Raw genomic sequence first — 22,843 nt, forward strand, 5'->3', positions numbered from 1 at the left:
TCCTGTTAAATTAAACGGTAGACATTTGCTGAAATAAAGGAGCTGTACATATGATAAACGTTTATATTCCACCGCTTCAAACAAGCGCTGGCGAAAAAGCGGCACGCTATATTGATACATTAACCAAACCGATAGGAAGCCTTGGAAGGCTCGAAGAAATAGCAGTTGAATTAGCGGCCATGACTGGGGAAACCTTTCCGACAGTCACGCCGCCAGGAGTCCTCGTTTTTGCAGGCGATCATGGAATTGTAAAAGAAGGAGTTTCAGCTTATCCTCAAGACGTAACGGCACAAATGGCGCTGAATTTTTTGCAGGGAGGAGCAGCTATTAACGTGTTTAGCGGGCAAATAGATGCCCAGTTCAAACTGATTGACATCGGCATTGCTTCTGACCTTTCCCACAAGGACCTTGTACAACGCAAAGTGAAGCTGGGCACAGCAAGTTTTTATAAAGAAGACGCGATGACGCGCAGTGAGGCAGAATTGGCTGTTCAAGTCGGATATGAAGAAGCTGAAGAGCTTATTGCCCAAGGAATTAAATGTTTGATTGTGGGAGAAATGGGCATCGGAAACACTACGTCAAGCACGGCTATTTTAGCTGTATTGACAGGAGAAAAAGTCTCTAAGCTTGCAGGAATGGGCACAGGGATTTCTGACGAACAACTGCGCCACAAAGTGAAGGTAATTGAAGAAGCGCTGCAAAACAGGCACATCAACCCTCAGGATCCGATTGATATTATTAGTAAAATAGGGGGGCTTGAAATTGCAGGGATGACAGGTGCTATGCTGGCGGCAGCTGCTCACCGTATTCCTATTTTAGTAGATGGTTTTATTTGTACAGTTGCAGCTCTTCTGGCGACAGAAATCAATACACAAGCAAGAGACTATATGTTTGCTAGTCACGAATCTGTTGAACAAGGTCATGCGTGTGCAATGAAGCTTCTTGGCAAGAAACCGCTTCTCAACCTCAATCTTCGGTTAGGTGAAGGAAGTGGAGCTGCTGTTACATTTCCGCTGCTGCACTCGGCTTCGCTGATGATTGCTAATATGGCTACGTTTCAATCTGCGGGAGTGTCTGAGAAAGAATAAACCTAAAAAAGACATGGGAACAAAACCATGTCTTTTTTCTTTATTTTATAAAAAAATCTTATATTTTTAACATCATAAACCAATAAACGCTAAAGCTAGCACCTGTTAAAATAAATGATCCAATAATTAACAATACCAGTGCAACGCGTCGTTTAATCGCTTGAATTTCTCTATCTTTTGGCAAACGTCCCATTGGTCTTCCTCCATTATGTAAATATTTCACGTATTTTCCTATTTTACTCCGCTTTAAAAAGAGAGAACATATGTCAAAGTTACTAAAAAACAAATTATTTTACAAAAAAATTGTATCCACGTTACAGCAGGGCAAAGAATACGTATTTTTTCAGTTAGAAAAGGACTGCTCTAAAGGTTTACTTACATGGCAACAACCTTTATCATATAACTGACTATACTATGATGTTATCCAAAGTTGGAAGAAATCTCAATAAATGTGAGTGTTATAATTACATGATAAGAGTCAGAAAATTTTAAAAAAGAGTGTGAGCAAACAATGAACGGTATGTTGATTATTCGGAACGGTGCTCCTTTTGATGAAGGAGCTTCCGTGCCTATTCCAAAAGATAAAGCTTGTATTATCGGACGAAGCAGTGAAGAATGGGAGCCTTATCTGGCCTTTCAAAGTGCTTACATTTCACGCAAGCATTTTGAAGTAACGTACGAAAGCAACGCATTCTTCATTACAGACTTGTTTAGTAAACACGGGACAAAAGTAAACGGAGAAGAGTTACAGCCTGGAACCCCTCGTTTCTTGAAAGAGCAGGATGTCATTACCTTAGCAAATGAGGAGGCAGCTTTAGTATTTAGAAATGATGATATGGATGCAACCCTCGATTTAGGACCTTTGCTAAAACAAATAAATAAGCCATTTTACACATTAGATCCAATTTTGCAGAAAGTAAAAGTAAAAGAGGAAACGTATATTCTGTCAGATAAAGAATACGCGTGCTTAGCTTACCTTCTAGAATATAACAATCAATTTGTTTCAAAAGAAGCATTAAAAAAAAGCGTTTGGCCTGAACGAGTAGAGTCAAATGGAGAAATTCTGGTAGCAGCGGAAGAGCTGAATGCGCTGATTTACCGGGTTCGCAAAAAAATAGGAACATATTTAGAAATCGAAGTGATTCGAGGAAAAGGATATTGGCTGCACTTTAACGAAAATGGACGTGAATAGAATCACGTCCATTTTTTAATCTCGTTTTACAGCATGTACACGTATATGTTTAGCTTCTGCTAGCCAAGATCCGTTTTGAAATAGTTTGTCTTGCATTCGATTTTCTAAGCGCGTAATGAGGACATTTTTAGTTTCTGTCGTCACGTGAGCAAAAAGAGGGGCTGCATTTGTTTCGAGCCAATTACGCAAGCCGTTTTCCCCTTTTAACAAGAGGGGCCGGCTGTAGTGTATGGCCGTGGTGACTTGAAAATTCTGTGATTCCAAAAGAGAAGAATATTCAGCTACAGAAGGGAAGTACCATGGGAAATCTACATCGTTATAAGGGATATCAAACGTTTTAAATTGACGAATGATTTCTGTGAAAATTTCGTCCATGTTTCCTTTTCCCCAAAATTCTGCTACAAATCGGCCATTTGGTTTTAAAGCATTGTAAATGTTTTTAATGACAAGGTGAGGGGGACGGATATCGTGTAAAGTTGCATTGGAAAAAACTGCGTCAAATTGTTCGTAATAAGGAAGGTTAAGGGCGTTTAACTGTTCAAAGGATAGAGTCGGGTACTGATGACGAGCCTGTTCAATCATATTTTCAGAGCAATCGATACCCGTTGCACGGACATGAAGCTTATTGAGCTGCGAAATAAATTCGCCAGTGCCACAGCCAATATCTAAAATATGTTCGCCAGCTTGAGGAGAAAGAAGGTTCATAGCACTTCCTCCAAATGAAGAAACAAACGGAAGATGATACACTTGAGCAATTTTTTGTTGATTAACAGTTTGACTCATGAAGTGATTCCTCCTTTGTAAAAGATGATGACAATCGTTTTATAAGAAGAAACAAGCTTTGAATAGTAGATATGAAGTTATTGATAGAATTATACCATATATCTTACTTATTATGCCGAAAACTCCAAAGAAAAAGCGCACCAAACTTCTAGCTTGGGCGCTTACAAGTCGAACTATTTTATAACCATTAACCGAACTGAACAAATAGAGGAAGATCTGTATGACCCATCTCACGTACGTAGACGTATAAATTTCCTTTATGATGAATTTCATGGTCAATGGCCATTTGTAAAAGCTGTCTTCCAGGAAGCTTTCTTCCAAACGCTGCAGTTGCGTCAATGGTCTTGTTTAAGTCATCTTCGCTAAGTGAGCGTAATACGTCTACTGTTTTGTTCGTATATTCAGCTGCAAGGTCCGATAATGACTTACCGCCAAAATCAGCTTTTTGACCAAGTGGAGATAAATCACCGGATTTTACCACTGATGCAAATGCATAAAAGGATGTTAAAATATGCGTAGATAAGTCAAAAGCTGACATAGATGTCGGGGCAGGCTTGTATTCGTAGTGACCTGCTTCAATTTTGTTGATTAATTCATTAGTTACGTTTCGATGTGCTAAAAAGTGATGAGTCATTTGTTCAACTGTCATGATAAAAGGCTCCTTTATTATGTATTCGCTTCTGAGTATAGCATCTGAAAATCAGAAAGCGAAGAAAAAACTTTAATAAAAAGAAAAACAGCTGCTTACATGCAACTGTTTTTCTTTTTATTAGAAATTACGTTGTTTTAACTCTTCAAGTAATAACTCCATACCTTCGCGGCTTAAAGTTAATTTGCCATCTGCGATTGTTACGTTGTCAGAAGATACTTCACCAGTAATCGCACAAGCACCGTTCGGCTCATATTTCTTTAAAATAATTCGATCTGTTTCGACAAAAATTTCAACAGGATCTTTTACATCTATTTCAAGAACACGTCTTAACTCTTTAGGAATTACGATACGACCTAAATCATCTACTTTTCTTACAATACCAGTCGATTTCATTTTTTAATCACCTTTACTTTTATATTTTATTGAGTACACAAAATATTATTTTTGGAATTTCTAAGATGATTATATACTAGATAACCGCTAAATTTGTCGAAGTTATTAATATGTAAATGAACTGTAATATTATTGAAATATTATCTGTAAATACAAATCCTCCTACAAAATGGAATATGTAGGGCTCTTTGTATGATATAGGAGATGAAGGAATTAATTACATTTGACATACAATTTTATTTATGTTTATACAGCAGTTTAGGAGAGAGGATACATGTAAGCGTGGAAGCAAACAAGTTGAAAAAATGAAGAAAATATGATTAAATTTAAAAAGTAACTTGCTCAAAACGATTAAATCGTAATGATTACGTATTTCAAATAAAAATTGATAAAGCGAAAGGATGACAAAGAGTTTGGCTAAAAAATCAAAAGTTGTAAAAGAACAAAAGCGCCAAGAGATAGTAGCGAAATATGCGCAATTGCGCCAAGAGTTGAAGGAAAAAGGAGATTACGAAGCGTTAAAAAAATTGCCTAGAGATTCTTCACCAACGCGCTTAAATAATCGCTGCCGCGTTACCGGTCGCCCTCGAGGCTATCTTAGAAAATTTGAAATGTCACGCATTGCTTTTAGGGAATTGGCCTACAAAGGACAAATCCCAGGTGTTAAAAAAGCAAGCTGGTAGTATAAAAGCCCTCATTATGAGGGCTTTTATTATTTATTAGCTGCAAAGTATCGAGCAATTCCTTGATAAATACCTGTAGATATTTGCTGCTGATACGCATTAGAAGAAACAATTTGCTCATCGTGAGCATTTGATAAAAAGCCTAATTCAAGAAGTACAGCACGCTGGTTGTTTTCTCGAGTAACATAATAATCTCCAAAACGAACCCCCATATCCTTCATAGAAGGCGCATTTTCAGCCATGCTTTCTTGAATGTATTTTGCTAATTCTTTATCTTTAGCTTCACTGTAATAAAATGATGCGATGCCGTTTGCAGAAGATGAAGTAGAAGCGTTATAGTGAACGCTGATAAATGCATCTGCATGCTTTGCTTCACTAACGTTCACACGTCCGCTCAGTGAAATAAAAGTATCGTTTGAACGCGTCATAAATACATTTGCTCCGGCATTAGCTAAGCGGCTTGCCACAAGTTTTGCGGTTGTTAACGCTAGGTTTTTCTCAATCGATGACTTGCCTGAAGTGCCAGGGTCATATCCGCCGTGCCCAGCGTCTACCACAATAATTTTATCTTTTAAAGCAGCAGATGGGGAAGGCAAACTAGCTGAAGTTGTAGAACCAGCCGCAGCTGTTAACCCTTTTGACACCCATGCTGTTTGACTTGCAGAGTACTGAATTTGCACCCAGTCATTCGTTTCGCCTACTTTTTTGAATCGTTCGCCTGCTTTTGCTACACGGATAATGCCCGCGCTTAAGCTCGGCTGACTGCGTAAATTTGAAGCTTTTGTAATTTGAATCGACTGGGCTGTTTGTGAAGACTGTCCGGAATCAGCTTGTAAATACTGACTTGCTACCCAGCCCGTTTGACCTGATGCTGTTTTAATCTGTGACCAGGATCCGCTTTCTTTTACCACCGTTACTTTGGAACCCCGGGATAAGTTCGTCACGACCGATGCGCTTGTGCTCGCAGAAGAGCGAACGTTTAATGAGCTAGCGTTAACAACAGCTGACTTGGATGTTGTAGAACCCGAGTTACTAGTCGGTGTAGAAGAACCGGAGCCTGCTTGTAGGTACTGACTCGCTACCCAGCCCGTTTGACCTGATGCTGTTTTAATCTGTGACCAGGATCCGCTTTCTTTTACCACCGTTACTTTGGAACCCCGGGATAAGTTCGTCACGACCGATGCGCTTGTGCTCGCAGAAGAGCGAACGTTTAATGAGCTAGCGTTAACAACAGCTGACTTGGATGTTGTAGAACCCGAGTTACTAGTCGGTGTAGAAGAACCGGAGCCTGCTTGTAGGTACTGACTCGCTACCCAGCCCGTTTGACCTGATGCTGTTTTAATCTGTGACCAGGATCCGCTTTCTTTTACCACCGTTACTTTGGAACCCCGGGATAAGTTCGTCACGATAGACGCGCTTGTGCTCGCAGAAGAGCGAACATTTAATGAACTGGCGTTAACAACGGCTGACTTGGATGTCGAATTTGCCGTAGACGTACTGTTTGTTTGTGTTTTGTTTATGTATTGAGATGAAATCCAAGCTTCTTTACCGTTATACGTAATTTTAGCCCATCCCTTGCTTTCATCTACTATATTAACGGTGTTTCCCTTCGTTACTTTTCCAACGATAGCGCCGCTTGTACTAGGCGTTGCACGTACATTTAACGATGTAGCAGTTACTTTGGCCGATTCAGCTGCATCTGCGTCAATCGAATGCAAAAGCAATGAAGAGCTTAAAAGAACAGAAGAAACGGCTGTGTACATGACATGTTTTTTATTCATTTTTTCCTCCTTGCAAATTACAAATTTCAACATAAGTTAATTAGTATACAAAGCATATATCGGCAAATAGCCCAAAATTTTGAGTTAAATCTACTATTATCTCATAATGCCGATATTATCCATCATACTATATGTCGAATTTCAATTGTATAATGAATTTGAACTATCTGCCATCCTTAACGATAAAATTTTACATTAATGTAAAATATAATTATATCAAAGGTGAAATGTAGGGATATTAAGGGCATTTAAAGGTCTATAGTCCTTTGTTCACCGATGTTTTGAGGACATGTTTTATACTAGAAAAAATGTAAAATAGTATAAAGCAGCTGAATGTGAATATGATAGAGGAGAGATAGCACATAAAAGAGTATCTATCTTTTGGAGGAGGAAACATCCACAATTATGAAACATTCAGAATAAAAACAACAAAAACATATAAAATAATACAAAGCCTGTCTATATCGATGGAAAAGTTCATAGCATAAACAAAAAGTAAATAGTTAGAAAATTCTTTCTTTTTATTTTAAAACATGGTACAGTATAAAAAAGTGAAAGGGTGGAAACTGATATGCGAAAGATTGTTCAGTATGAAACAAAGTGGTCGCTTTTGTATCAAATGGAAAAAGAAGCGTTACTTAATACACTAAAAGATTTTTCAGTAGACATCGAACATATTGGAAGCACGTCCGTTCCAGGATTGGCAGGTTCACCAATCGTTGATATTTTAATCGGCGTCAAACGCGAAGAAGACATAAATGAAGTGCGCGCTATATTAAAAAATAAATCTCACGTATACGTAGCGGAAAAAGAGATGTTCGTCTTATTAAAAGAAGGCGTTCCAGCTGCACATTACCCTCCAATTATGACCGCTAAGAATGCTCGTAAGCTCATTCCACATGATGCTAGAAGAAGTCATGTGTACGTAACGGTCAGTGAATCACCTTACTGGAATGAACGAATTAATTTCAGGGAGCAGTTACGCTCGAGCGAACGTGCTAGAAAAAAATATGAAGGTATGAAATACGAGCTTTCAAAACGATTGTGGAACGATATTTCTACCTATGAGTACAAAAAAGAAGAATTCATTCAGCGCAGTCTATAAAAAACGTCATTTCAATTGAAATGACGTTTTTTTAATTAATTATCTTGTAAAACAATGGTCTCAAGCTTATCAGCAGTATTTACTGCGAGAACCGTATAGTTTTTACCGCTTTGAAGATTTGTTCCAGGAAGACTTAGTATTTCTTTTCCGTCTGCTGTGGAAACAGATAAATCATACGAACCCGGATTTACTACTTGATAACCTGAAATGCTTTTAAAAGACAGATCTTTAAATAAAGGAGCAGCCCCTTTAGGACCTACGTTTACCGCAGGAGCATCAGGAGATAAATGAGCAACACGTAAGCTTGCTTTTCCATCCATCCCTTGCTTATTATTCGTGAAAGCCTGCAGTTCAAGATGTTCGGCTTTATTTACAGCGGCTACTGTATACGATTTTCCACCGTCTACAACAAGGGTAGCTTCGATGATGGAATCTTTTGTTCCTTTTGTCTTCGCTTCGTATACTTCTACTTTATGAGAACCAGCTGACAAAGGCAGAGAGTTGGAGACATCTTTAAACTTTGCTCCTTCTACTAAAGCTTTGTCATCCACAAAAATGTCTACAGCTGGAGCATCCGGTGAAGCATGAACGATACGAACTTCTGCATTTTGAGCTGGTCGCTCATCTGCAGCAGGAGGTGTTTCAGCGGCAAATACTAACATGCGGCTAAGTGCCAAGAAGGCAATCACTGCTACCATTACGAATAGTCGTTTCATCAAGTATCACTCCTTTTTTAGTATACACAGCTTTATGTAAAGAGAAGGACTGTGCAGTTGTTAGCGTATACTAAATAAAATCAACTATTCGTTTGTTTGTTAACTTTTAACGTGTTTACTGAGATTTCTGACGGAAAAATCGAAGAATAGCCAAAATATTGTACAAGGTTGTTAAGAGCCACGTCAATAAAAAGCCTAGGCCAAGTCCGATATTGGCATCTATATACGTATGCGTGAAGTCATCATATACGACGTAGGCAAGAGGAGCAATTGACAGTAAAAGGAGAAGAAAAAACAAAAGTGTTTTCCATCTGCTTAAAGTGAAGGTTAGATAAAAGAAAAGGAAAGCGGAAAACAATAGAAGACCGTCTCGAATAGCCCAAGGTAAAACGCCGATATGTGGATTAGCGAGAAGAAAGGTTGGAACAATTGAAAGGAGGAAAAGGAGAGACAGCAAAGTCACGTGAAGGGTGTTCTTTTTTGTAAAAGCCGGTATCAATAAAAGCGCTGCCGTTGCACCTAAAAGAAAATTACAAATTAAAATAAACTCCATCCAAACACCTCATTTATCGAGTATTACTTTTAGTCTATTCAAGACGCTGTTAAAGTAGATAAAAAAAGCTGCGATGTTTATCGCAGCTTTTGATCATTCGAATTTAAATCCTTGTTTTTCAAGCATCGCTCGAACTTCTGGATAATAAATGGTTTTGTAAATAGCGGATACAGTTTGTGACCAGTTGCGGTCATCTGCACCGTTTGTTCTCTTTTTCATATACTCTGCCATTTCAGCATCATAGTCTTGAATCAATGACTTTAAGTCATGATTATAGCTTTCACGATGGTGCACAGCAGCTTGTGGTAATCGAGGCTTTTTCGCAGAATGATCTGCCGGATGTCCAATGACAAGACCGCTTACTGGGAATACGTATTCCGGTAAATCTAGGAGTTCAATGACTTCTAGTGGCTTTCTGCGAATTCCGCCGATTGGTACTGTACCTAAACCGAGTGACTCTGCTGCAACTGTTGCTGCTTCTAAAGAAATTCCAGCATCGGTTGCCCCCACTAAAATTGACTCAAGCCCATCGGTTACGCCAAGAGGCGCATCGTTAAGCTCAGCTGCAATCTTAGCACGATTAAAATCTGCACAAAAGATTAAAAATAGAGGAGCTTGGTCAATCCACGCTTGGTTGCCCGCAAGCTCTGAAAGCTTTTTCTTCTTTTCTTTATCTTGGACGCTAATAATAGTTACTTGCTGTCCGTTAATAGAAGAAGCGGCTGACTGAGCAGATTGAATAATTGTATCTAAATGCTCGTCGCTTACTGCTTCGTCTGTATATTGACGGATAGAACGATGATCTTGAATTGTACGAATTGCTTCATTCATGATGCGTCATCCTTTCAAAGAAGTTATTTTTAGCCTTGTAATGTTTTTACATCTAAAGGTGCTACAAGTACGCCAGTTTGAGCAAATGCTACAAAACTTTGGAAATGAGCTGATTTATTGTGTGCTTGAATTGCTTCTTCGCTTTTCCACTCTTCAATCATCATAAATGTGTTAGGTGTAAAAGCATCTTCAAATAGTTGATAGTTGCTGTTTCCTTCTTCTTGTAAAGAATGCTTAATTAGTTCTTGTACGTTTTCTAAAAATTCTTCTCTTTTTGCTGGGTTAACTTTCATTGAAGCTTGTAAATGAATCATGGATGATTCCTCCTTTAATAATGATGGTGCTTTATATTATTTGTTTTGTTTTTAATCTTTCATTCAATTTACGATTAAAATGAAGATAAGTTCGAATATCATCGAACAATGAAACTATAACACCGATTAAATAACAGTGCAAGGAATTTAGTTCGAAAGTTATCGAACATTGATACACAAAAGAAGCTGTGTTATATTTTAAGCATGAGAAAACCTTATCAACCACCGAAATCTGAAATTAAATTAACGCCTATTTTACATGCGTTGAGTGATCCTAACCGGCTGCGAATTGTACAGTGTTTAGCGACAAGAAAGGAGCAGACCTGTTCGTATTATCAAAAATTAAATGTATCAAAATCAACGCTATCACATCATATTAAAGTACTTCGCGAAGCTGGAATTATCAAACTACGTATAGAAGGTACGCAGCACTATTATTCCTTGCGTTTAGAAGAACTTGAGGAACTGTTCCCAGGTCTGCTTCCTTCCATTATCAATATAGATGAGCAATTATTTTAAAAGCTGAACGATATTTTGTTCAGCTTTTTTGTTCAAAATAAATGTGTCCATGCAGGCTGCATCCGGGATTAAAAGAAGAACGACAGTGAGGGCAAGTCGAGTTACAGGTTAAATATTCATTAATTGAGAGCTCATGTTTACATACTCCGCAAAGAATAGCTTTTTCATTAAACATAGATGTTGGCCATCTTTTAATGTCGTGATCCGCATGTGCGTTATGACATTGATAGCATGGATAATATGTATGACAGCAATAAAATTTTATTGCGATAATATCTTTATCCGTATGATAGTGCGTACAGCGCGTTTCGGAATCCACTGTGTCACCTTTTACTGCAGGTACAGATTTGTTCATTATCATCACTCCTTATGAAAAGTATAGCATGCTTTTATACGCCTTATCATACATATGTAAAAAGAAAAATGCTATAATAAAACCATCGTTTTACATGTCAGATTGCATGCTAAAAAGATTAGATAAAAATTGATGTCAAAACAGATCGATTAAGTGATGCAAAGAGAGGAAGAAAAAATGAGTAAGCAAGTTATCGTTTTTACCGGAGGCGGAACAGCGGGGCACGTAACGCCAAACATTGCCATCATGAAAGAATTAGACAGTGAAAAATGGGATATCCATTATGTCGGTTCTCACAATGGTATTGAGAAAGAATTAATTACAAAATTAAACGTTCCATATCATGCGATTTCAAGCGGGAAGCTGCGTCGATATGTAGATATGGAAAATGTAAAAGATGTATTTCGAGTAGCAAAAGGGGTTGGCGATGCACGTCGCGTGCTGAAAAAACTAAAGCCTTCTCTTGTTTTTTCAAAAGGCGGTTTCGTCACAGTTCCTGTGGTAATGGCTGCTAAATCTTTAAACATTCCCGTGTTCATTCATGAAAGTGATTTAACACCGGGACTGGCAAATAAAATTGCGCAGAAATTTGCCACTAAAATTTTTACTTCTTTTGATGAAGCCGCAAACTACTTTCCAAAAGAAAAAGTGCAGGTTGTTGGTTCACCTATTCGAAAAGAGCTATTTAGCGGAAGCGCAGCGAACGGGGAAAGCTGGCTACGCTTTTATGATAAGCGCCCCATTTTAACGATTATGGGCGGAAGTTTAGGAGCACGCCGTATTAATGAAATCGTTCGAGAGTCTTTGCCTGAACTGCAAAAGAAATTCCAAATTGTACACCTTTGCGGAAAAGGCAATATTGATACAAGCCTTGAAAAAGAGTCAGGATACCGTCAGTTAGAATACGTAAACGAACAACTTCCTGATGTTCTAGCGGCAACTGATTATGTGATTACACGCGGTGGATCCAATGCCATTTTTGAGTTTTTAGCTCTTCATAAACCGATGATGATTATTCCTTTATCAAAAGCACAGAGTCGCGGAGATCAAATTTTAAATGCACAATCTTTTAAGAAAAAAGGCTACTGTATGGTTGTAGAAGAAGAACAGTTAACAAAAGAATTGTTTTTACGTGAAGTAAGTGAGCTTCAGCAGCAGGCAAGTACAATGAAGCGTACAATGCGTGAAGCAACAAAAACGGATGCTATTTCAATTCTTGTAAATGAAATTGAGAAAATGAGCTAAAAAAAGCGTTCTTATCTCCTCGATAAGAACGCTTTTTTTCTTCTGAAATTATTATTTTAAAATAATGAATAAATATAGAAAAATAAAGCTTTTAAAATTTCAAAAAATGTTGTTGACAGTAAATTTTAACAGGAGTAAGATTACTCTCATGAAACGTTCCACTGTGAAACGCTGAGTCTTTTCTGAAAGAGAAGGAAAGAGCGGAGGACCCAATTATCAGGGGTGAATCTCTTAATTGAGTAGGGTTACTTTCTTGACCCGAACCCGTCAGCTAACTTCGTAAGCGTTAAGAGAGAGGATGGTGTAATCGTGGTCGTTTTCTATAACAGCGGATAGTACGCTCCTTTCAAAATATAGGTGAAAGGAGCGTCAGGATGCATTTATCTAAGCAAATGATTCAAATGATTGAATATCGGGCCATGTGCGACCAGCAATCTTTTGATCTAGCAAACCGCTATTTGTCTACGTTAGCTAATCAAAGTTTTAAACGCAGCAGTAAAAACTATTATTAAGTCTAAAAATTAAATAACAAATATACGCTTAATCAATTATGAGCGGGGGACCCAATATTTTGTACGTATGTACTAGGGGTGAATCTCTTAACTGAGTAGGGTTACTTCCATAACCCGAATCCGACAGCTAACTCCGTAAGCGTTTTGGGAGTAAAAAATTCGTGTGAATCACGGCTTATTTGTCGTGCATTAAACCGCGGAAGAGAACTCTCTTCTGCGGTTTTTTAGTGGGAAAAATCAGCATCACGTCTCACGGTTAGCTTTTTTGGACGTGATGCTTTATGAAAAGAAACCGTCACTAAACTTAGAAGCTATCATTTTTGTTAGGAAACAGTTAGGAGGGAGCAACTTGGATATGATCATGCTTGCAACGCTTGCCATATTAACAGCTGCTATGTACGGAATTATTTGCTGGTCGTCTCATGTAGTAGATGAAAGAGAGGAGAAGTGAAAGTGTCGTTCATTTTGTTAGGTATTTCAGTTCTCGTTTTAATTTATTTAGTATATGTACTGTTAAATCCAGAACAATTTTAATAAGCGGAGGAATAAAAAGTGGGGATTTTTCTACTATCAGTTGCGCTGCTGCTTGTTTTTGTAGCGCTTATTGCAAAGCCCGTAGGTATTTATATAGCGAATGTGTTTTCAAACGATAAAAACACTAGCTTGATAGGAAAGATAGAAACGGTGATGTTTAAAGCAGCAGGAATTAAAGGGCTTAATCAGACGTGGAAGCAATATGCATTTACTCTTGTTTTGGCGAATACGTTTATGATTTTTGTGGTGTACCTTATCTTCCGGTTTCAAGGGGTACTGCCGTTTAACCCAAGCCACATCAAAGGAATGGATCCGGCACTTGCTTTTAACACGGCCATTAGTTTTATGACAAATACGAACTTGCAGCACTACAGCGGCGAATCAGGTTTGTCCTATTTCTCGCAGATGGCCGCCATTGTATTTATGATGTTTGCTGCACCAGCAACGGCACTTGCAGTAGCAATCGCTTTTATTCGTGGGCTGGCAGGGAAAGAAATGGGAAACTTTTTTGTTGATTTTGTAAAGTCAATTACGCGTATTTTACTTCCTATCGCTTTTATAACAGGCATTTTATTTATGTTTTTAGGTGTCCCTCAAACGTTAAGCGGAACGGTGACTGCCCATACAATAGAAGGGGCAACACAGCAAATAGCAAGGGGACCAGTTGCTTCTTTTCTTTCAATTAAAGAGCTAGGAAACAACGGAGGGGGATTTTTTGGTGTCAATTCAGCTCATCCATTTGAAAATCCTAACGCGTTGAGCAATGTATTACAAATCGTCCTTATGCTTTTATTGCCAACAGCACTTCCTTTCACATACGGAAAAATGATCGGACAGCGTAAGCAAGGCCGCATCTTGTTTGTAGCGATGAGTATGCTGTTTATCGTTATTTTAAGCACAGCGTTCGTAACAGAGTGGGGCGGCAATCCAAGACTTGATTCTTTTCATTTGAACGAAGCGAACGGTTATATGGAAGGGAAAGAAGTCCGTTTTGGTGTCGGCATGTCGACGCTTTACGCCATCGTGACGACAGCAAGTGAAACAGGTGCAGTCAACACCATGCACGATACTCTTACGCCTCTTACCGGGTTGTTAACGCTTGGAAATATGATGTTAAATACCGTATTCGGCGGTGTCGGAGCAGGATTTATGAATGTCATGATGTACGTCATTATCGCCGTATTTTTATCAGGTTTAATGGTTGGAAGAACACCAGAATACGTAGGTAAAAAAATTGAAGGAAAAGAAATGAAGCTAATCGCCGTGACGCTTATTTTGCAGCCGCTGCTAATTTTAGGAGGAACAGCTGTAGCACTTACCACTCATTTAGGAATAGAAGGTATATCAAATCCAGGCTTTCACGGGTTAAGTCAGGCACTGTATGAATTTACGTCGTCAGCAGCAAACAATGGATCCGGCTTTGAAGGACTCGGTGATGCAACGCCGTTTTGGAACATTTCAACGGGAATCGTTATGTATATTGGACGTTACTTCGGACTAATTACGATGCTGGCGGTATCGAGCTCACTAGCATCCAAACAGCTTGTTCCCCAAACACCTGGGACATTTAAAACAGATACGTCTTTATTTAGCGGCATTTTAATTGGAACTACCGTTATTGTAGGAGCACTTACATTTTTCCCAGTGCTTGTGCTTGGGCCGGTTGCTGAGTATTTAACACTGTAATCAAGAAAGCGGAGGATCATAATGAATAAACGGAATTTTGCAAACAATATTGAATTGGATCGCAACAGTCATATTCAAGGTTCTGTAGATACACAAGCTTCATCGATTTTTATTCAATCAGTAAAGCAGGCTTTTATCAAGCTCAGCCCAAGAACGATGATAAAAAACCCTATCATGTTCGTAGTAGAAATCGGGTTTATAATTACGCTTTTTTTAGCCGTTGTTCCGGACCTTTTCGGAGAAAGTACAGTAAGCACAGGATTTAATGTTGCCGTATCTCTCGTGTTATTTTTTACCATTGTTTTTGCTAATTTTGCAGAAGCATTAGCAGAAGGTCGAGGAAAAGCACAGGCAAACTCATTAAAGCAATCTAAAGGCGATATTACAGCTAATCAGCTTCAAAACGGGCAAATGATACAAGTTTCGGCATCGCAACTAAAAAAAGGAGATATCGTCGTCGTTTCACAAGGCGAAATGATTCCTGGAGATGGAGAAATTATTAAAGGACTGGCGTCTGTTGATGAATCGGCTATTACGGGTGAATCGGCACCTGTTATGAAAGAAGCAGGCGGGGATTTTAACTCTGTAACTGGAGGTACAAGAGTTGTCAGCGATGAAATTACAATTAAAATTACGTGTGAGCAAGGTGAATCGTTTTTAGATAAAATGATTTCGCTTGTTGAAGGAGCAGAGCGTCAAAAAACGCCAAATGAAATTGCGCTAAACACGGTTTTGACAAGTTTGACGATTATTTTTTTACTAGTTGTTGTGACGCTTCCTGTCTTTACAAACTATTTACATTTTCAACTCGACACGGCTATTTTAATTTCACTGCTCGTCTGCCTTATTCCTACGACGATTGGAGGATTATTATCGGCCATTGGAATTGCTGGAATGGATCGAGTCACGCAGTTTAACGTGATTGCTATGTCAGGAAAAGCAGTAGAAGCAGCTGGTGACATCAATACAATTATTTTAGATAAAACCGGCACCATTACGTTTGGAAACCGAATGGCTCATCAGTTAACGACTGTAGAAGGCGTAGACGAACGTGAACTGTACAAATGGGCGTTTGTTTCTTCTCTTTACGACGAAACACCAGAAGGACGCTCGGTGGTTGATTTTATCCAAACTCGCATGGGAGTAGAAGACCTTAGAAAAACGCAGGGAACGTTTGTAGAATTCAAAGCTGAAACGCGAATGAGCGGCATTGACTTACAGAATGTATCTGTACGAAAAGGAGCAGTGGACGCCGTCACGGCATGGGTAGAGTCAAATGGCGGGAAGGTTCCCTCTGATTTACAGCAAAAAGCGAACGAAATTGCAGGAGCTGGTGGCACGCCGCTTGCCGTCGCCGCCGATGATAAAATTTATGGCTTGATTTATTTAAAAGACACGGTAAAACCAGGAATGAAAGAACGCTTTGATGAACTTCGTAAAATGGGCATTAAAACAGTCATGTGCACAGGAGATAATCCGCTAACCGCAGCAACTATTGCAAAAGAAGCTGGAGTAGATGAATTTATTGCGGAATGCAAGCCAGAAGACAAGATTCAAGTGATTAAATACGAACAGCAGCAAGGCAAGCTAGTTGCGATGACAGGTGACGGAACAAACGATGCCCCTGCACTTGCTCAAGCTGACGTTGGTTTAGCAATGAACAGCGGAACCTCAGCTGCTAAAGAAGCAGCAAATATGGTGGACTTGGATTCGGATCCCACTAAAATCATTGAAGTCGTTTCAATCGGAAAACAGCTATTAATGACAAGGGGTGCCTTAACTACATTCAGCATCGCAAACGATATTGCTAAGTATTTCGCGATTATTCCAGCGATGTTTACCTTGGCGATTCCGCAAATGGAGGCTCTTAACGTAATGAAGCTGAATTCACCTCTATCTGCTGTATTGTCAGCGCTTATTTTTAATGCGGTCATTATCCCGCTGTTAATTCCCTTAGCCATGAAGGGAATTGCCTATAAGCCGATGAGTTCTAACGCACTGCTGCGAAAAAATTTGTTCATTTACGGATTAGGTGGGGTATTAGTTCCATTCATTGGGATTAAAGCGATTGACTTATTACTTTCATTTGTGATGTAGAGGAGAAGAAACGATGATACAAACAGAACGAACGGGAAGCATTATTGTTCGCTTAACGATTATGATGATGATACTTTGTGGTCTTATTTATCCTGTTGTGATGACAGGTATTGCTCAAACAGCTGTTCCAAGTAAAGCAAACGGCAGCCTAATCTATTCAAACAATCATCAAGTTATCGGTTCTAAGCTGATTGGGCAGCAGTTTACAAGCAATGCATTTTTTCACGGCAGAGTTTCTAGTATTGATTATAACGGGGCAGGGTCTGGCTCGTTGAATTTAGCACCTTCAAATAAAGACCTTACGAATCGTATCGAGAAATCCGTAGCGGCGTGGAAAAAAGAAAACGAGGTACCAAAAGAAGGGATTCCGATTGATGCCGTCACGAATTCGGCTTCTGGACTCGATCCGGATATTACGCCACAAGCTGCATATGCACAAGTAGAGCGCGTGGCAAAAGCAGCCCATATTAAAACCCAGACGCTAAAAGAGTTAATCAAAGAACATACTCAGCAAGGGGCTTTTGGTGAAAAACGAGTAAATGTAGTAGAGCTAAATTTAGCTGTTCAACGAGAACGCTAATTACACGCACTCGCTTCATGCACTGAAGCGAGTGTGATAAAGGAGCACGAACAATGAAAGAAAAAGAAGCTCATCCATACTTTCGAAGAAAAACTCCGGAAGAACTATTGCGTGAACTTCATGATCAGAAGCGCGGAAAGCTTAAACTCTACATCGGTGCCGCACCGGGAGTAGGGAAGACTTATAAAATGCTTCAAGATGCGCATGACTTAGTCAAAGAAGGCGTAGATGTCGTAGTTGGATATGTAGAAACACACGGCAGGAATGAGACTAAGGCGATGATTGGAAATCTAGAAGTAATCCAAAGAGAAACCGTTTTTTATAAAGGAAAAGAATTACAAGAACTTGATTTACTGGCGATTGTAAGAAGGCGGCCAAAAGTTGTCCTTATCGATGAACTCGCTCATACAAATGTACCGACAAGCCGCCATAAAAAACGTTTTGAAGATGTTTCTTACCTGCTCAACCAAGGTATTTCAGTTATGTCAGCAATGAACATTCAGCATATGGAAAGCGTACATGACCTCGTATATGCTGTTACCCAAGTAAAAGTTCGTGAAACGGTGCCAGATTTATTTATTGAGCAAGCAGATGAAATTCAACTTGTCGACGTTACACCGGAACAGCTGCAAAAGCGTCTTCGTGAAGGCAAAATATACGAAGTCCATAAAATTGAACAAAGCCTGCAGTCTTTTTTTAAGCTCGCAAATCTCCATGCCCTTCGTGAATTAACGCTCAGAGAAATAGCGGATGAAGTGGACGGTAAGCTCATTCATTCCCATGAAATTGGTGTAACAGGTATTTGCGAACGCATTTTAGTGTGCATTCAATACAGTGAAACAGCTGAAAAATTGATTCGAAGAGGCTGGAGAATGGCGAACCGATTGAAAGCAGATTTGCTGCTGCTCCATGTTTTTAAAGGCGATCAGACTGAGAGGGAGAAAACACAAATCAAACAGTGGCAGGCATTCGCTGACCGTTTCCACGCATCGCTAATTGTTGAAGAAGCTAAAAAGCAAAAACCAGCTGCAGTGATTGTGAACGTAGCCAAGCAGTATCGCGTTACTCAAATCTTACTAGGGCAATCAGCGAGGACAAGATGGGAAGAGATTCGAAAAGGCTCTATTGTGAATACAATTATGCGACAGACTCATAACATCGATATTCATATTGTTTCAGATTCAGCAAAACAACAAAAATAAAATGCATATATAACAAAAGGAGAATATGAGTGAATATTGCGTTCTTTTTACTTCCTAAAAAAGAAGTGGTTACCCTATCGACACGGTCAACAATCCGTCAAGCATTGGAGAAAATGGAGTATCATCGCTACTCTTCTGTGCCGCTTATTAATCAAAAAGGAGAATATGTAGGGACTTTGACAGAAGGAGACTTGTTATGGAAGCTAAAAAGCTTAGAACATATAGAACTCCATGAGTTAGAACACCTACGAATTGAGGAGGTTCCAAGACATCGCGATTACGAAGCTATCACCATAAACGATGAAATGGAAAGTATTTTGTCACGCGCGTCTGAACAAAATTTTGTGCCAGTTGTAGATGATCAAAACATTTTTATTGGACTCGTGCGGCGAAGAGAGATTATAGAGTATTGTATCTCCCAACTTTTTATACATGGAGAAACGCCTTTAAATGTGAAGATTTAGTTAAGTTTGCGTAAAAAACATAATTTTTACATAAAAGGTAGTCTTTTTTTATATAATTAATGTTATAATAAGAGATGTAAAGACGAAACTTGCGTAATGTAAGCCTCTAACATTTGTTAGAGGTTCTTTTTTTACATAACATAAAACATTTGATTTCAGTTCTTTCTATGGTTAAGTTAGAATAAGTGTTAAAGTAAGAGGTTTCTTGCTTTTTTACATAAGAAAAGTGAGCTGTACAAAGGAGACAAAGCATATTGACTACGGAAAAAACAAAAAGCGATCAATTACGCAGCATATTCAAAACTATTATCTTCGCTATCGCTCTAGTATTTATGATTCGCGCATTTTTATTTTCTCCGTATATTGTAGAAGGCGCTTCAATGAACCCAACGCTGCATAACGGAGAGCGGTTGTTTGTGAATAAACTGTCGTATTCGCTCCATGATATTCGCCGCGGAGATATTGTGATTATTAAAGATGAGGCTAAGAATAAGCATTATGTAAAAAGAGTAATCGGTCTGCCAGGTGAAAAAATCGAAATGAAAAAAGATCAGCTTTATATTGATGATAAAAAAGTAAGTGAACCTTATTTAAAAACGAATCGTCAAATTGCCAACAACATGGATATGGAGCTTACGGGAGATTTTGAACCCGTACAAATACCTAAAAACGAAGTATTTGTAATGGGTGATAACCGTCTGTACAGTATGGATAGCCGCAACGGTCTAGGTCTTATTGATGAAAAACGAATTGTCGGAAAAAGCGAATTTGTATTTTATCCGGTCAAAAAAATAAGAAAAACAACGTAAAAAGAAATGCCGATAAAGGTATTTCTTTTTTTATGCCGATGTCTACTCCGCTTATAGATGGGCAAGCTAAGGAAAAAAGGTGTGAATCAATTGAAGACGGCCTATGAAAAGTTATTTAAACATTTTAAATTTGTTGATGCTCTTGAGATGAAAAACCGATTAGCAATGGGACCTATCCTCACATACGCTTCACGGGAAAACGGGGAAATATCCGATATCGATCTGACTTTTTACGAAAAACGAGTAGGGGGCGTCAGTACGGTAATTATCGGCCCCGCGTTTATCACAGAAAATGGCCAAGTAGCACATGGTCAAATCGGAATTCATCGTGATCAGGTCATACGAAAGCTTCATCAACTAACCCAAATGATTCATAGAAGAGGAGCTAAAGCGATTCTGCAACTATCGCACGGGGGAAGAAAGTGCGTAGAAATGGAAAGTAAGTGGCAAGCAATTAGCCCTAGTGAAAAGCCTCACAAACGTAAAGGAAAAAAGCCTGTTCAAATGACCGAGCGCGATATAACTTATATTGTTCAAGCGTTTGGCGAAGCTACCACAAGAGCTATGGAAGCAGGGTTTGATGGAGTGGAAATTGACGGAGGAAATGAATGTTTACTGCAGCAGTTTACGTCAAGGCAAGCCAATGAACGAAGTGATTCTTATGGAGGAAGCGCAGAAAACCGCTTCACTTTTGCACTTGAAGTTATTCGTGAAGTGACGCGCCGAGCAGCACATGCGGGCAAACCATTTATTGTGGGATATACATTAGCGCCCAAAGAAAAAGGCTATTTAGGAAATAAAGTGGAAGATACATTTGAGTGGATTGATCGTCTTGTTCATACAGAAATTGATTATTTACATATCAGTGCTTTGCATGAACCTACCTCAAAAAGGGAAGAAAATCATTCACTGCTTTCTTCGATCATTAAGCACGTCAATTACCGGGTCCCTCTTGTGGGTACAGGAGGACTTACGGCAACGGAAGTCGCAGAAGCTTTTGAGCAAGGTCTGGCTTTAATTACGATTGAACAAGCGTTAGTCGTACAGCCAGATTGGGTAGAAAAAGTGATAAATAGCGATGAGCCTACTTCTATGGATGTGACGTCATTAGATAAAGATGTGAGTTTACCACCTGAAGTGCTAGCTCACTGGCAAGACATGCATAAAAATGACCGCCCTTATTAAGTGAGCGGTCGTTTTTATGTTGTTGACTTAACAAGAAGAATTTTATTTTACTGATACTATAACCAAGCAGCATACATAGACTAAAAGAAAAACTAAAAACACAGTTGACTTCTAGGAATAGTTAGGATTACAATATAAACAACTTATTTATAAAACGGACAGCTGATCGGACATACCGAAGGCTTCTAGCAAACAACTGTTGGAGGCCTTTTTGTGCTCTCTAACAGAAGATTAAAGTGGAGGGACAACATGAAAAAGTTAATTACGTTTGCACTTATTGGCTTTTTAGCTCAGTTAATTGACGGATCACTTGGAATGGCGTACGGGGTGACATCAACTACCCTACTTTTAACGTTTGGAATTGCACCAGCTGTGGCTTCGGCATCTGTTCACTTGGCAGAAGTTGTAACAACAGCAGCGTCTGGTGTTTCACATATTAAATTTGGCAACGTAGATAAATCGATGGTTTTAAAACTGATTATTCCTGGTTCCATCGGGGCTTTTGTAGGAGCCTGCTTTCTAAGTAATTTACCTGGAGATGCAGTAAGACCTTACGTTTCAACATTCTTATTGCTCCTAGGAGTTTATGTGTTATTTCGCTTTTTATTTACGTTTAAAACAAACGAAGAAAAGAGCACCAAACCTTTATCGACGAAGCAGTCCATTCCGTTAGGATTAATTGCTGGATTTGCTGATGCTACAGGAGGAGGCGGCTGGGGGCCGATTGCAACGCCTGTATTGCTAGCTAAAAAAGGCACAACAGCACGGAAAGTCGTTGGAACCGTTGATACAAGTGAATTTGCTATTGCCGTCTCGGCTACACTTGGCTTTTTAATTTCTCTTGGCTGGGAGCAGGTAAACTGGTTCTGGGTAGGCGCTCTTATGATTGGCGGAATTATCGCGGCTCCGATTGCTGCATGGTTTGTTCGTATTATCCCGGCTCACTTGCTTGGTTCGCTTGTTGGTGGGTTTATCATTTTAACAAATGCTCGAACACTCTTAAATACATGGGTATCAAGCAGCTCAACGCAGATAGCTGTATACGCATTTATCCTTATTGTATGGGCAGCAGCAATCGTTTACTCATTTTTACAAGGGAAAAAATATAATCAAAATCGAAACGTAGAAGTTTCGTAATAAAAGGATGGAATAAAAATAGCTTAGTTAAAGAAAGATTTGAACGTGTTTGATTCTGTATAGAGAATCAAATGTGTTCAGATTTTTTTATGGTTAGAGTGAAGGCAGTTTCATGTATGTAGTGGCCTCTAGCTGTTGGCCGGAGGGCAAGGCGAGGACTTACGCGTAAAAAGCGGAACAGGTGAGACACGGCAAAAGTGGTCGCCCTCGGAAAACGAAGCCTTGCACGGAAGTCAACAATGGTGTAACAAGGGAGCATACTAGCGTATTTATCTCATGCTCGTCTTTAGATTGGGATGATTTTGTTATGTCTCAATCTCTTTTAGTATCTGAATACCGTAAAATAGACGAGCGTAGATATTTTTTTTGTGTCTTATGATACAATAGACGAGTTCATTCATGAGTGGGAATACTTTCTAACACATAT

Annotated in this window: 26 protein-coding genes and 2 riboswitches; of the genes, 16 read left to right on the forward strand and 10 right to left on the reverse strand. The window is 39.1% G+C overall.

Annotation, left to right across the window (positions count from 1 at the left end):
- The first annotated feature begins 50 nt into the window (after positions 1-50).
- Positions 51-1,088 carry a nicotinate-nucleotide--dimethylbenzimidazole phosphoribosyltransferase gene (gene cobT / locus ACXAE4_RS12320; protein WP_028414368.1) on the forward strand — a complete coding sequence of 346 codons (1,038 nt, stop codon included), beginning with the start codon at positions 51-53 and terminating at the stop codon, positions 1,086-1,088.
- A 58-nt stretch (positions 1,089-1,146) separates the two neighbouring features.
- Here cobT and ACXAE4_RS12325 read toward each other — a convergent pair whose 3' ends face one another.
- Positions 1,147-1,311, reverse strand: a complete 165-nt coding sequence (locus tag ACXAE4_RS12325) for a hypothetical protein (RefSeq protein WP_155017376.1) — start codon at positions 1,309-1,311, stop codon at positions 1,147-1,149.
- Positions 1,312-1,599: 288 nt separating this feature from the next.
- Between ACXAE4_RS12325 and ACXAE4_RS12330 the strand changes: the two genes are divergently transcribed.
- Complete coding sequence (locus tag ACXAE4_RS12330; RefSeq protein WP_028414367.1) at positions 1,600-2,280, forward strand: FHA domain-containing protein; 681 nt, start codon at positions 1,600-1,602, stop codon at positions 2,278-2,280.
- Positions 2,281-2,295: 15 nt separating this feature from the next.
- Here ACXAE4_RS12330 and ACXAE4_RS12335 read toward each other — a convergent pair whose 3' ends face one another.
- The 3 genes from ACXAE4_RS12335 to ACXAE4_RS12345 form a co-directional block, all read right to left on the reverse strand.
- The gene (locus ACXAE4_RS12335; protein ID WP_028414366.1) at positions 2,296-3,063 is read right to left on the reverse strand and encodes a class I SAM-dependent methyltransferase; all 768 of its coding nucleotides are present in this window, start codon (positions 3,061-3,063) and stop codon (positions 2,296-2,298) included.
- A 187-nt stretch (positions 3,064-3,250) separates the two neighbouring features.
- Positions 3,251-3,712 (reverse strand): DinB family protein, encoded by a 462-nt coding sequence (locus ACXAE4_RS12340; RefSeq protein WP_028414365.1) that lies wholly within the window; start codon positions 3,710-3,712, stop codon positions 3,251-3,253.
- Between the two features lie 120 nt (positions 3,713-3,832).
- Complete coding sequence (locus ACXAE4_RS12345; RefSeq protein ID WP_013057736.1) at positions 3,833-4,108, reverse strand: AbrB/MazE/SpoVT family DNA-binding domain-containing protein; 276 nt, start codon at positions 4,106-4,108, stop codon at positions 3,833-3,835.
- 413 nt (positions 4,109-4,521) lie between these two features.
- Between ACXAE4_RS12345 and rpsN the strand changes: the two genes are divergently transcribed.
- Positions 4,522-4,791, forward strand: coding sequence for a 30S ribosomal protein S14 (rpsN, locus tag ACXAE4_RS12350; RefSeq protein ID WP_028414364.1), 270 nt, complete (start codon positions 4,522-4,524; stop codon positions 4,789-4,791).
- A gap of 29 nt (positions 4,792-4,820) precedes the next feature.
- On the opposite strand, the gene ACXAE4_RS12355 is transcribed toward rpsN, so the two are convergent.
- A complete protein-coding gene (locus ACXAE4_RS12355) occupies positions 4,821-6,572 on the reverse strand; it encodes an SH3 domain-containing protein (RefSeq protein ID WP_421085513.1) in 1,752 nt (583 codons plus the stop codon).
- 571 nt (positions 6,573-7,143) lie between these two features.
- Here ACXAE4_RS12355 and ACXAE4_RS12360 point away from each other — a divergent pair.
- Complete coding sequence (locus ACXAE4_RS12360) at positions 7,144-7,677, forward strand: GrpB family protein (RefSeq protein WP_028412757.1); 534 nt, start codon at positions 7,144-7,146, stop codon at positions 7,675-7,677.
- A gap of 35 nt (positions 7,678-7,712) precedes the next feature.
- Here the strand turns inward: ACXAE4_RS12360 and ACXAE4_RS12365 are convergent, their stop codons facing one another.
- The 4 genes from ACXAE4_RS12365 to ACXAE4_RS12380 all read right to left on the reverse strand — a co-directional run bounded on the left by ACXAE4_RS12365 (position 7,713) and on the right by ACXAE4_RS12380 (position 10,091).
- On the reverse strand, positions 7,713-8,393 hold the full coding sequence (locus ACXAE4_RS12365; RefSeq protein WP_028412758.1) for a DUF4397 domain-containing protein: 681 nt from the start codon (positions 8,391-8,393) through the stop codon (positions 7,713-7,715).
- A 115-nt stretch (positions 8,394-8,508) separates the two neighbouring features.
- Positions 8,509-8,946, reverse strand: coding sequence for a hypothetical protein (locus ACXAE4_RS12370; protein WP_028412759.1), 438 nt, complete (start codon positions 8,944-8,946; stop codon positions 8,509-8,511).
- A gap of 93 nt (positions 8,947-9,039) precedes the next feature.
- A complete protein-coding gene (nfsA, locus tag ACXAE4_RS12375; protein WP_028412760.1) occupies positions 9,040-9,777 on the reverse strand; it encodes an oxygen-insensitive NADPH nitroreductase in 738 nt (245 codons plus the stop codon).
- 29 nt (positions 9,778-9,806) lie between these two features.
- A complete protein-coding gene (locus ACXAE4_RS12380) occupies positions 9,807-10,091 on the reverse strand; it encodes a putative quinol monooxygenase (protein ID WP_013057729.1) in 285 nt (94 codons plus the stop codon).
- 204 nt (positions 10,092-10,295) lie between these two features.
- Here ACXAE4_RS12380 and ACXAE4_RS12385 point away from each other — a divergent pair, with 204 nt between their 5' ends.
- Positions 10,296-10,610: an ArsR/SmtB family transcription factor gene (locus tag ACXAE4_RS12385; protein ID WP_013083811.1), complete on the forward strand. Its 315-nt coding sequence runs from the start codon at positions 10,296-10,298 to the stop codon at positions 10,608-10,610.
- Between the two features lie 19 nt (positions 10,611-10,629).
- On the opposite strand, the gene ACXAE4_RS12390 is transcribed toward ACXAE4_RS12385, so the two are convergent.
- Positions 10,630-10,965, reverse strand: a complete 336-nt coding sequence (locus tag ACXAE4_RS12390) for a CHY zinc finger protein (protein ID WP_028412761.1) — start codon at positions 10,963-10,965, stop codon at positions 10,630-10,632.
- 177 nt (positions 10,966-11,142) lie between these two features.
- On the opposite strand from ACXAE4_RS12390, the gene ACXAE4_RS12395 reads away from it, so the two are divergent.
- From ACXAE4_RS12395 to ACXAE4_RS12445, 11 genes are all read left to right on the forward strand, one after another.
- Positions 11,143-12,210, forward strand: coding sequence for an undecaprenyldiphospho-muramoylpentapeptide beta-N-acetylglucosaminyltransferase (locus ACXAE4_RS12395; protein WP_028412762.1), 1,068 nt, complete (start codon positions 11,143-11,145; stop codon positions 12,208-12,210).
- 159 nt (positions 12,211-12,369) lie between these two features.
- A riboswitch (cyclic di-AMP (ydaO/yuaA leader) is annotated at positions 12,370-12,512 on the forward strand.
- Positions 12,513-12,584: 72 nt separating this feature from the next.
- Positions 12,585-12,722, forward strand: a complete 138-nt coding sequence (locus ACXAE4_RS12400) for a hypothetical protein (RefSeq protein ID WP_155278280.1) — start codon at positions 12,585-12,587, stop codon at positions 12,720-12,722.
- A gap of 15 nt (positions 12,723-12,737) precedes the next feature.
- Positions 12,738-12,878, forward strand: a riboswitch (cyclic di-AMP (ydaO/yuaA leader).
- A 297-nt stretch (positions 12,879-13,175) separates the two neighbouring features.
- Entirely contained in the window at positions 13,176-13,256 is an 81-nt protein-coding gene (gene kdpF / locus ACXAE4_RS12405) for a K(+)-transporting ATPase subunit F (protein WP_063611563.1), read from the forward strand.
- Positions 13,257-13,280: 24 nt separating this feature from the next.
- On the forward strand, positions 13,281-14,942 hold the full coding sequence (kdpA, locus tag ACXAE4_RS12410; protein ID WP_176521429.1) for a potassium-transporting ATPase subunit KdpA: 1,662 nt from the start codon (positions 13,281-13,283) through the stop codon (positions 14,940-14,942).
- A gap of 21 nt (positions 14,943-14,963) precedes the next feature.
- A complete protein-coding gene (kdpB, locus tag ACXAE4_RS12415) occupies positions 14,964-17,039 on the forward strand; it encodes a potassium-transporting ATPase subunit KdpB (RefSeq protein WP_028412764.1) in 2,076 nt (691 codons plus the stop codon).
- 13 nt (positions 17,040-17,052) lie between these two features.
- Positions 17,053-17,619: a potassium-transporting ATPase subunit KdpC gene (kdpC, locus tag ACXAE4_RS12420; protein ID WP_028412765.1), complete on the forward strand. Its 567-nt coding sequence runs from the start codon at positions 17,053-17,055 to the stop codon at positions 17,617-17,619.
- Positions 17,620-17,672: 53 nt separating this feature from the next.
- Entirely contained in the window at positions 17,673-18,821 is a 1,149-nt protein-coding gene (kdpDN, locus tag ACXAE4_RS12425) for a KdpD-like non-kinase potassium sensor (protein ID WP_028412766.1), read from the forward strand.
- 29 nt (positions 18,822-18,850) lie between these two features.
- Complete coding sequence (locus ACXAE4_RS12430; protein ID WP_098113293.1) at positions 18,851-19,285, forward strand: CBS domain-containing protein; 435 nt, start codon at positions 18,851-18,853, stop codon at positions 19,283-19,285.
- Positions 19,286-19,539: 254 nt separating this feature from the next.
- Entirely contained in the window at positions 19,540-20,094 is a 555-nt protein-coding gene (lepB, locus tag ACXAE4_RS12435; protein ID WP_028412768.1) for a signal peptidase I, read from the forward strand.
- A gap of 81 nt (positions 20,095-20,175) precedes the next feature.
- Positions 20,176-21,279: an oxidoreductase gene (locus ACXAE4_RS12440; RefSeq protein WP_223546159.1), complete on the forward strand. Its 1,104-nt coding sequence runs from the start codon at positions 20,176-20,178 to the stop codon at positions 21,277-21,279.
- A gap of 249 nt (positions 21,280-21,528) precedes the next feature.
- A complete protein-coding gene (locus ACXAE4_RS12445) occupies positions 21,529-22,416 on the forward strand; it encodes a sulfite exporter TauE/SafE family protein (RefSeq protein WP_033580612.1) in 888 nt (295 codons plus the stop codon).
- Positions 22,417-22,843: the final 427 nt, after the last annotated feature.

Source organism: Priestia sp. ABM2_011 (genome assembly GCF_056158845.1).

Excerpts from the sequence above, each read along its gene's own strand:
- ACXAE4_RS12335 (WP_028414366.1), bottom strand. The coding sequence starts at position 3,063 with ATGAGTCAAACTGTTAATCAACAAAAAATTGCTCAAGTGTATCATCTT.
- ACXAE4_RS12370 (WP_028412759.1), bottom strand. The coding sequence starts at position 8,946 with ATGGAGTTTATTTTAATTTGTAATTTTCTTTTAGGTGCAACGGCAGCG.
- ACXAE4_RS12380 (WP_013057729.1), bottom strand. The coding sequence starts at position 10,091 with ATGATTCATTTACAAGCTTCAATGAAAGTTAACCCAGCAAAAAGAGAA.
- ACXAE4_RS12330 (WP_028414367.1), top strand. The coding sequence starts at position 1,600 with ATGAACGGTATGTTGATTATTCGGAACGGTGCTCCTTTTGATGAAGGA.
- kdpDN (WP_028412766.1), top strand. The coding sequence starts at position 17,673 with ATGAAAGAAAAAGAAGCTCATCCATACTTTCGAAGAAAAACTCCGGAA.
- ACXAE4_RS12390 (WP_028412761.1), bottom strand. The coding sequence starts at position 10,965 with ATGAACAAATCTGTACCTGCAGTAAAAGGTGACACAGTGGATTCCGAA.
- kdpC (WP_028412765.1), top strand. The coding sequence starts at position 17,053 with ATGATACAAACAGAACGAACGGGAAGCATTATTGTTCGCTTAACGATT.
- ACXAE4_RS12395 (WP_028412762.1), top strand. The coding sequence starts at position 11,143 with ATGAGTAAGCAAGTTATCGTTTTTACCGGAGGCGGAACAGCGGGGCAC.
- ACXAE4_RS12360 (WP_028412757.1), top strand. The coding sequence starts at position 7,144 with ATGCGAAAGATTGTTCAGTATGAAACAAAGTGGTCGCTTTTGTATCAA.
- ACXAE4_RS12340 (WP_028414365.1), bottom strand. The coding sequence starts at position 3,712 with ATGACAGTTGAACAAATGACTCATCACTTTTTAGCACATCGAAACGTA.
- ACXAE4_RS12400 (WP_155278280.1), top strand. The coding sequence starts at position 12,585 with ATGCATTTATCTAAGCAAATGATTCAAATGATTGAATATCGGGCCATG.
- ACXAE4_RS12385 (WP_013083811.1), top strand. The coding sequence starts at position 10,296 with ATGAGAAAACCTTATCAACCACCGAAATCTGAAATTAAATTAACGCCT.
- ACXAE4_RS12365 (WP_028412758.1), bottom strand. The coding sequence starts at position 8,393 with ATGAAACGACTATTCGTAATGGTAGCAGTGATTGCCTTCTTGGCACTT.
- kdpB (WP_028412764.1), top strand. The coding sequence starts at position 14,964 with ATGAATAAACGGAATTTTGCAAACAATATTGAATTGGATCGCAACAGT.
- cobT (WP_028414368.1), top strand. The coding sequence starts at position 51 with ATGATAAACGTTTATATTCCACCGCTTCAAACAAGCGCTGGCGAAAAA.
- ACXAE4_RS12445 (WP_033580612.1), top strand. The coding sequence starts at position 21,529 with ATGAAAAAGTTAATTACGTTTGCACTTATTGGCTTTTTAGCTCAGTTA.
- ACXAE4_RS12355 (WP_421085513.1), bottom strand. The coding sequence starts at position 6,572 with ATGAATAAAAAACATGTCATGTACACAGCCGTTTCTTCTGTTCTTTTA.
- nfsA (WP_028412760.1), bottom strand. The coding sequence starts at position 9,777 with ATGAATGAAGCAATTCGTACAATTCAAGATCATCGTTCTATCCGTCAA.
- ACXAE4_RS12345 (WP_013057736.1), bottom strand. The coding sequence starts at position 4,108 with ATGAAATCGACTGGTATTGTAAGAAAAGTAGATGATTTAGGTCGTATC.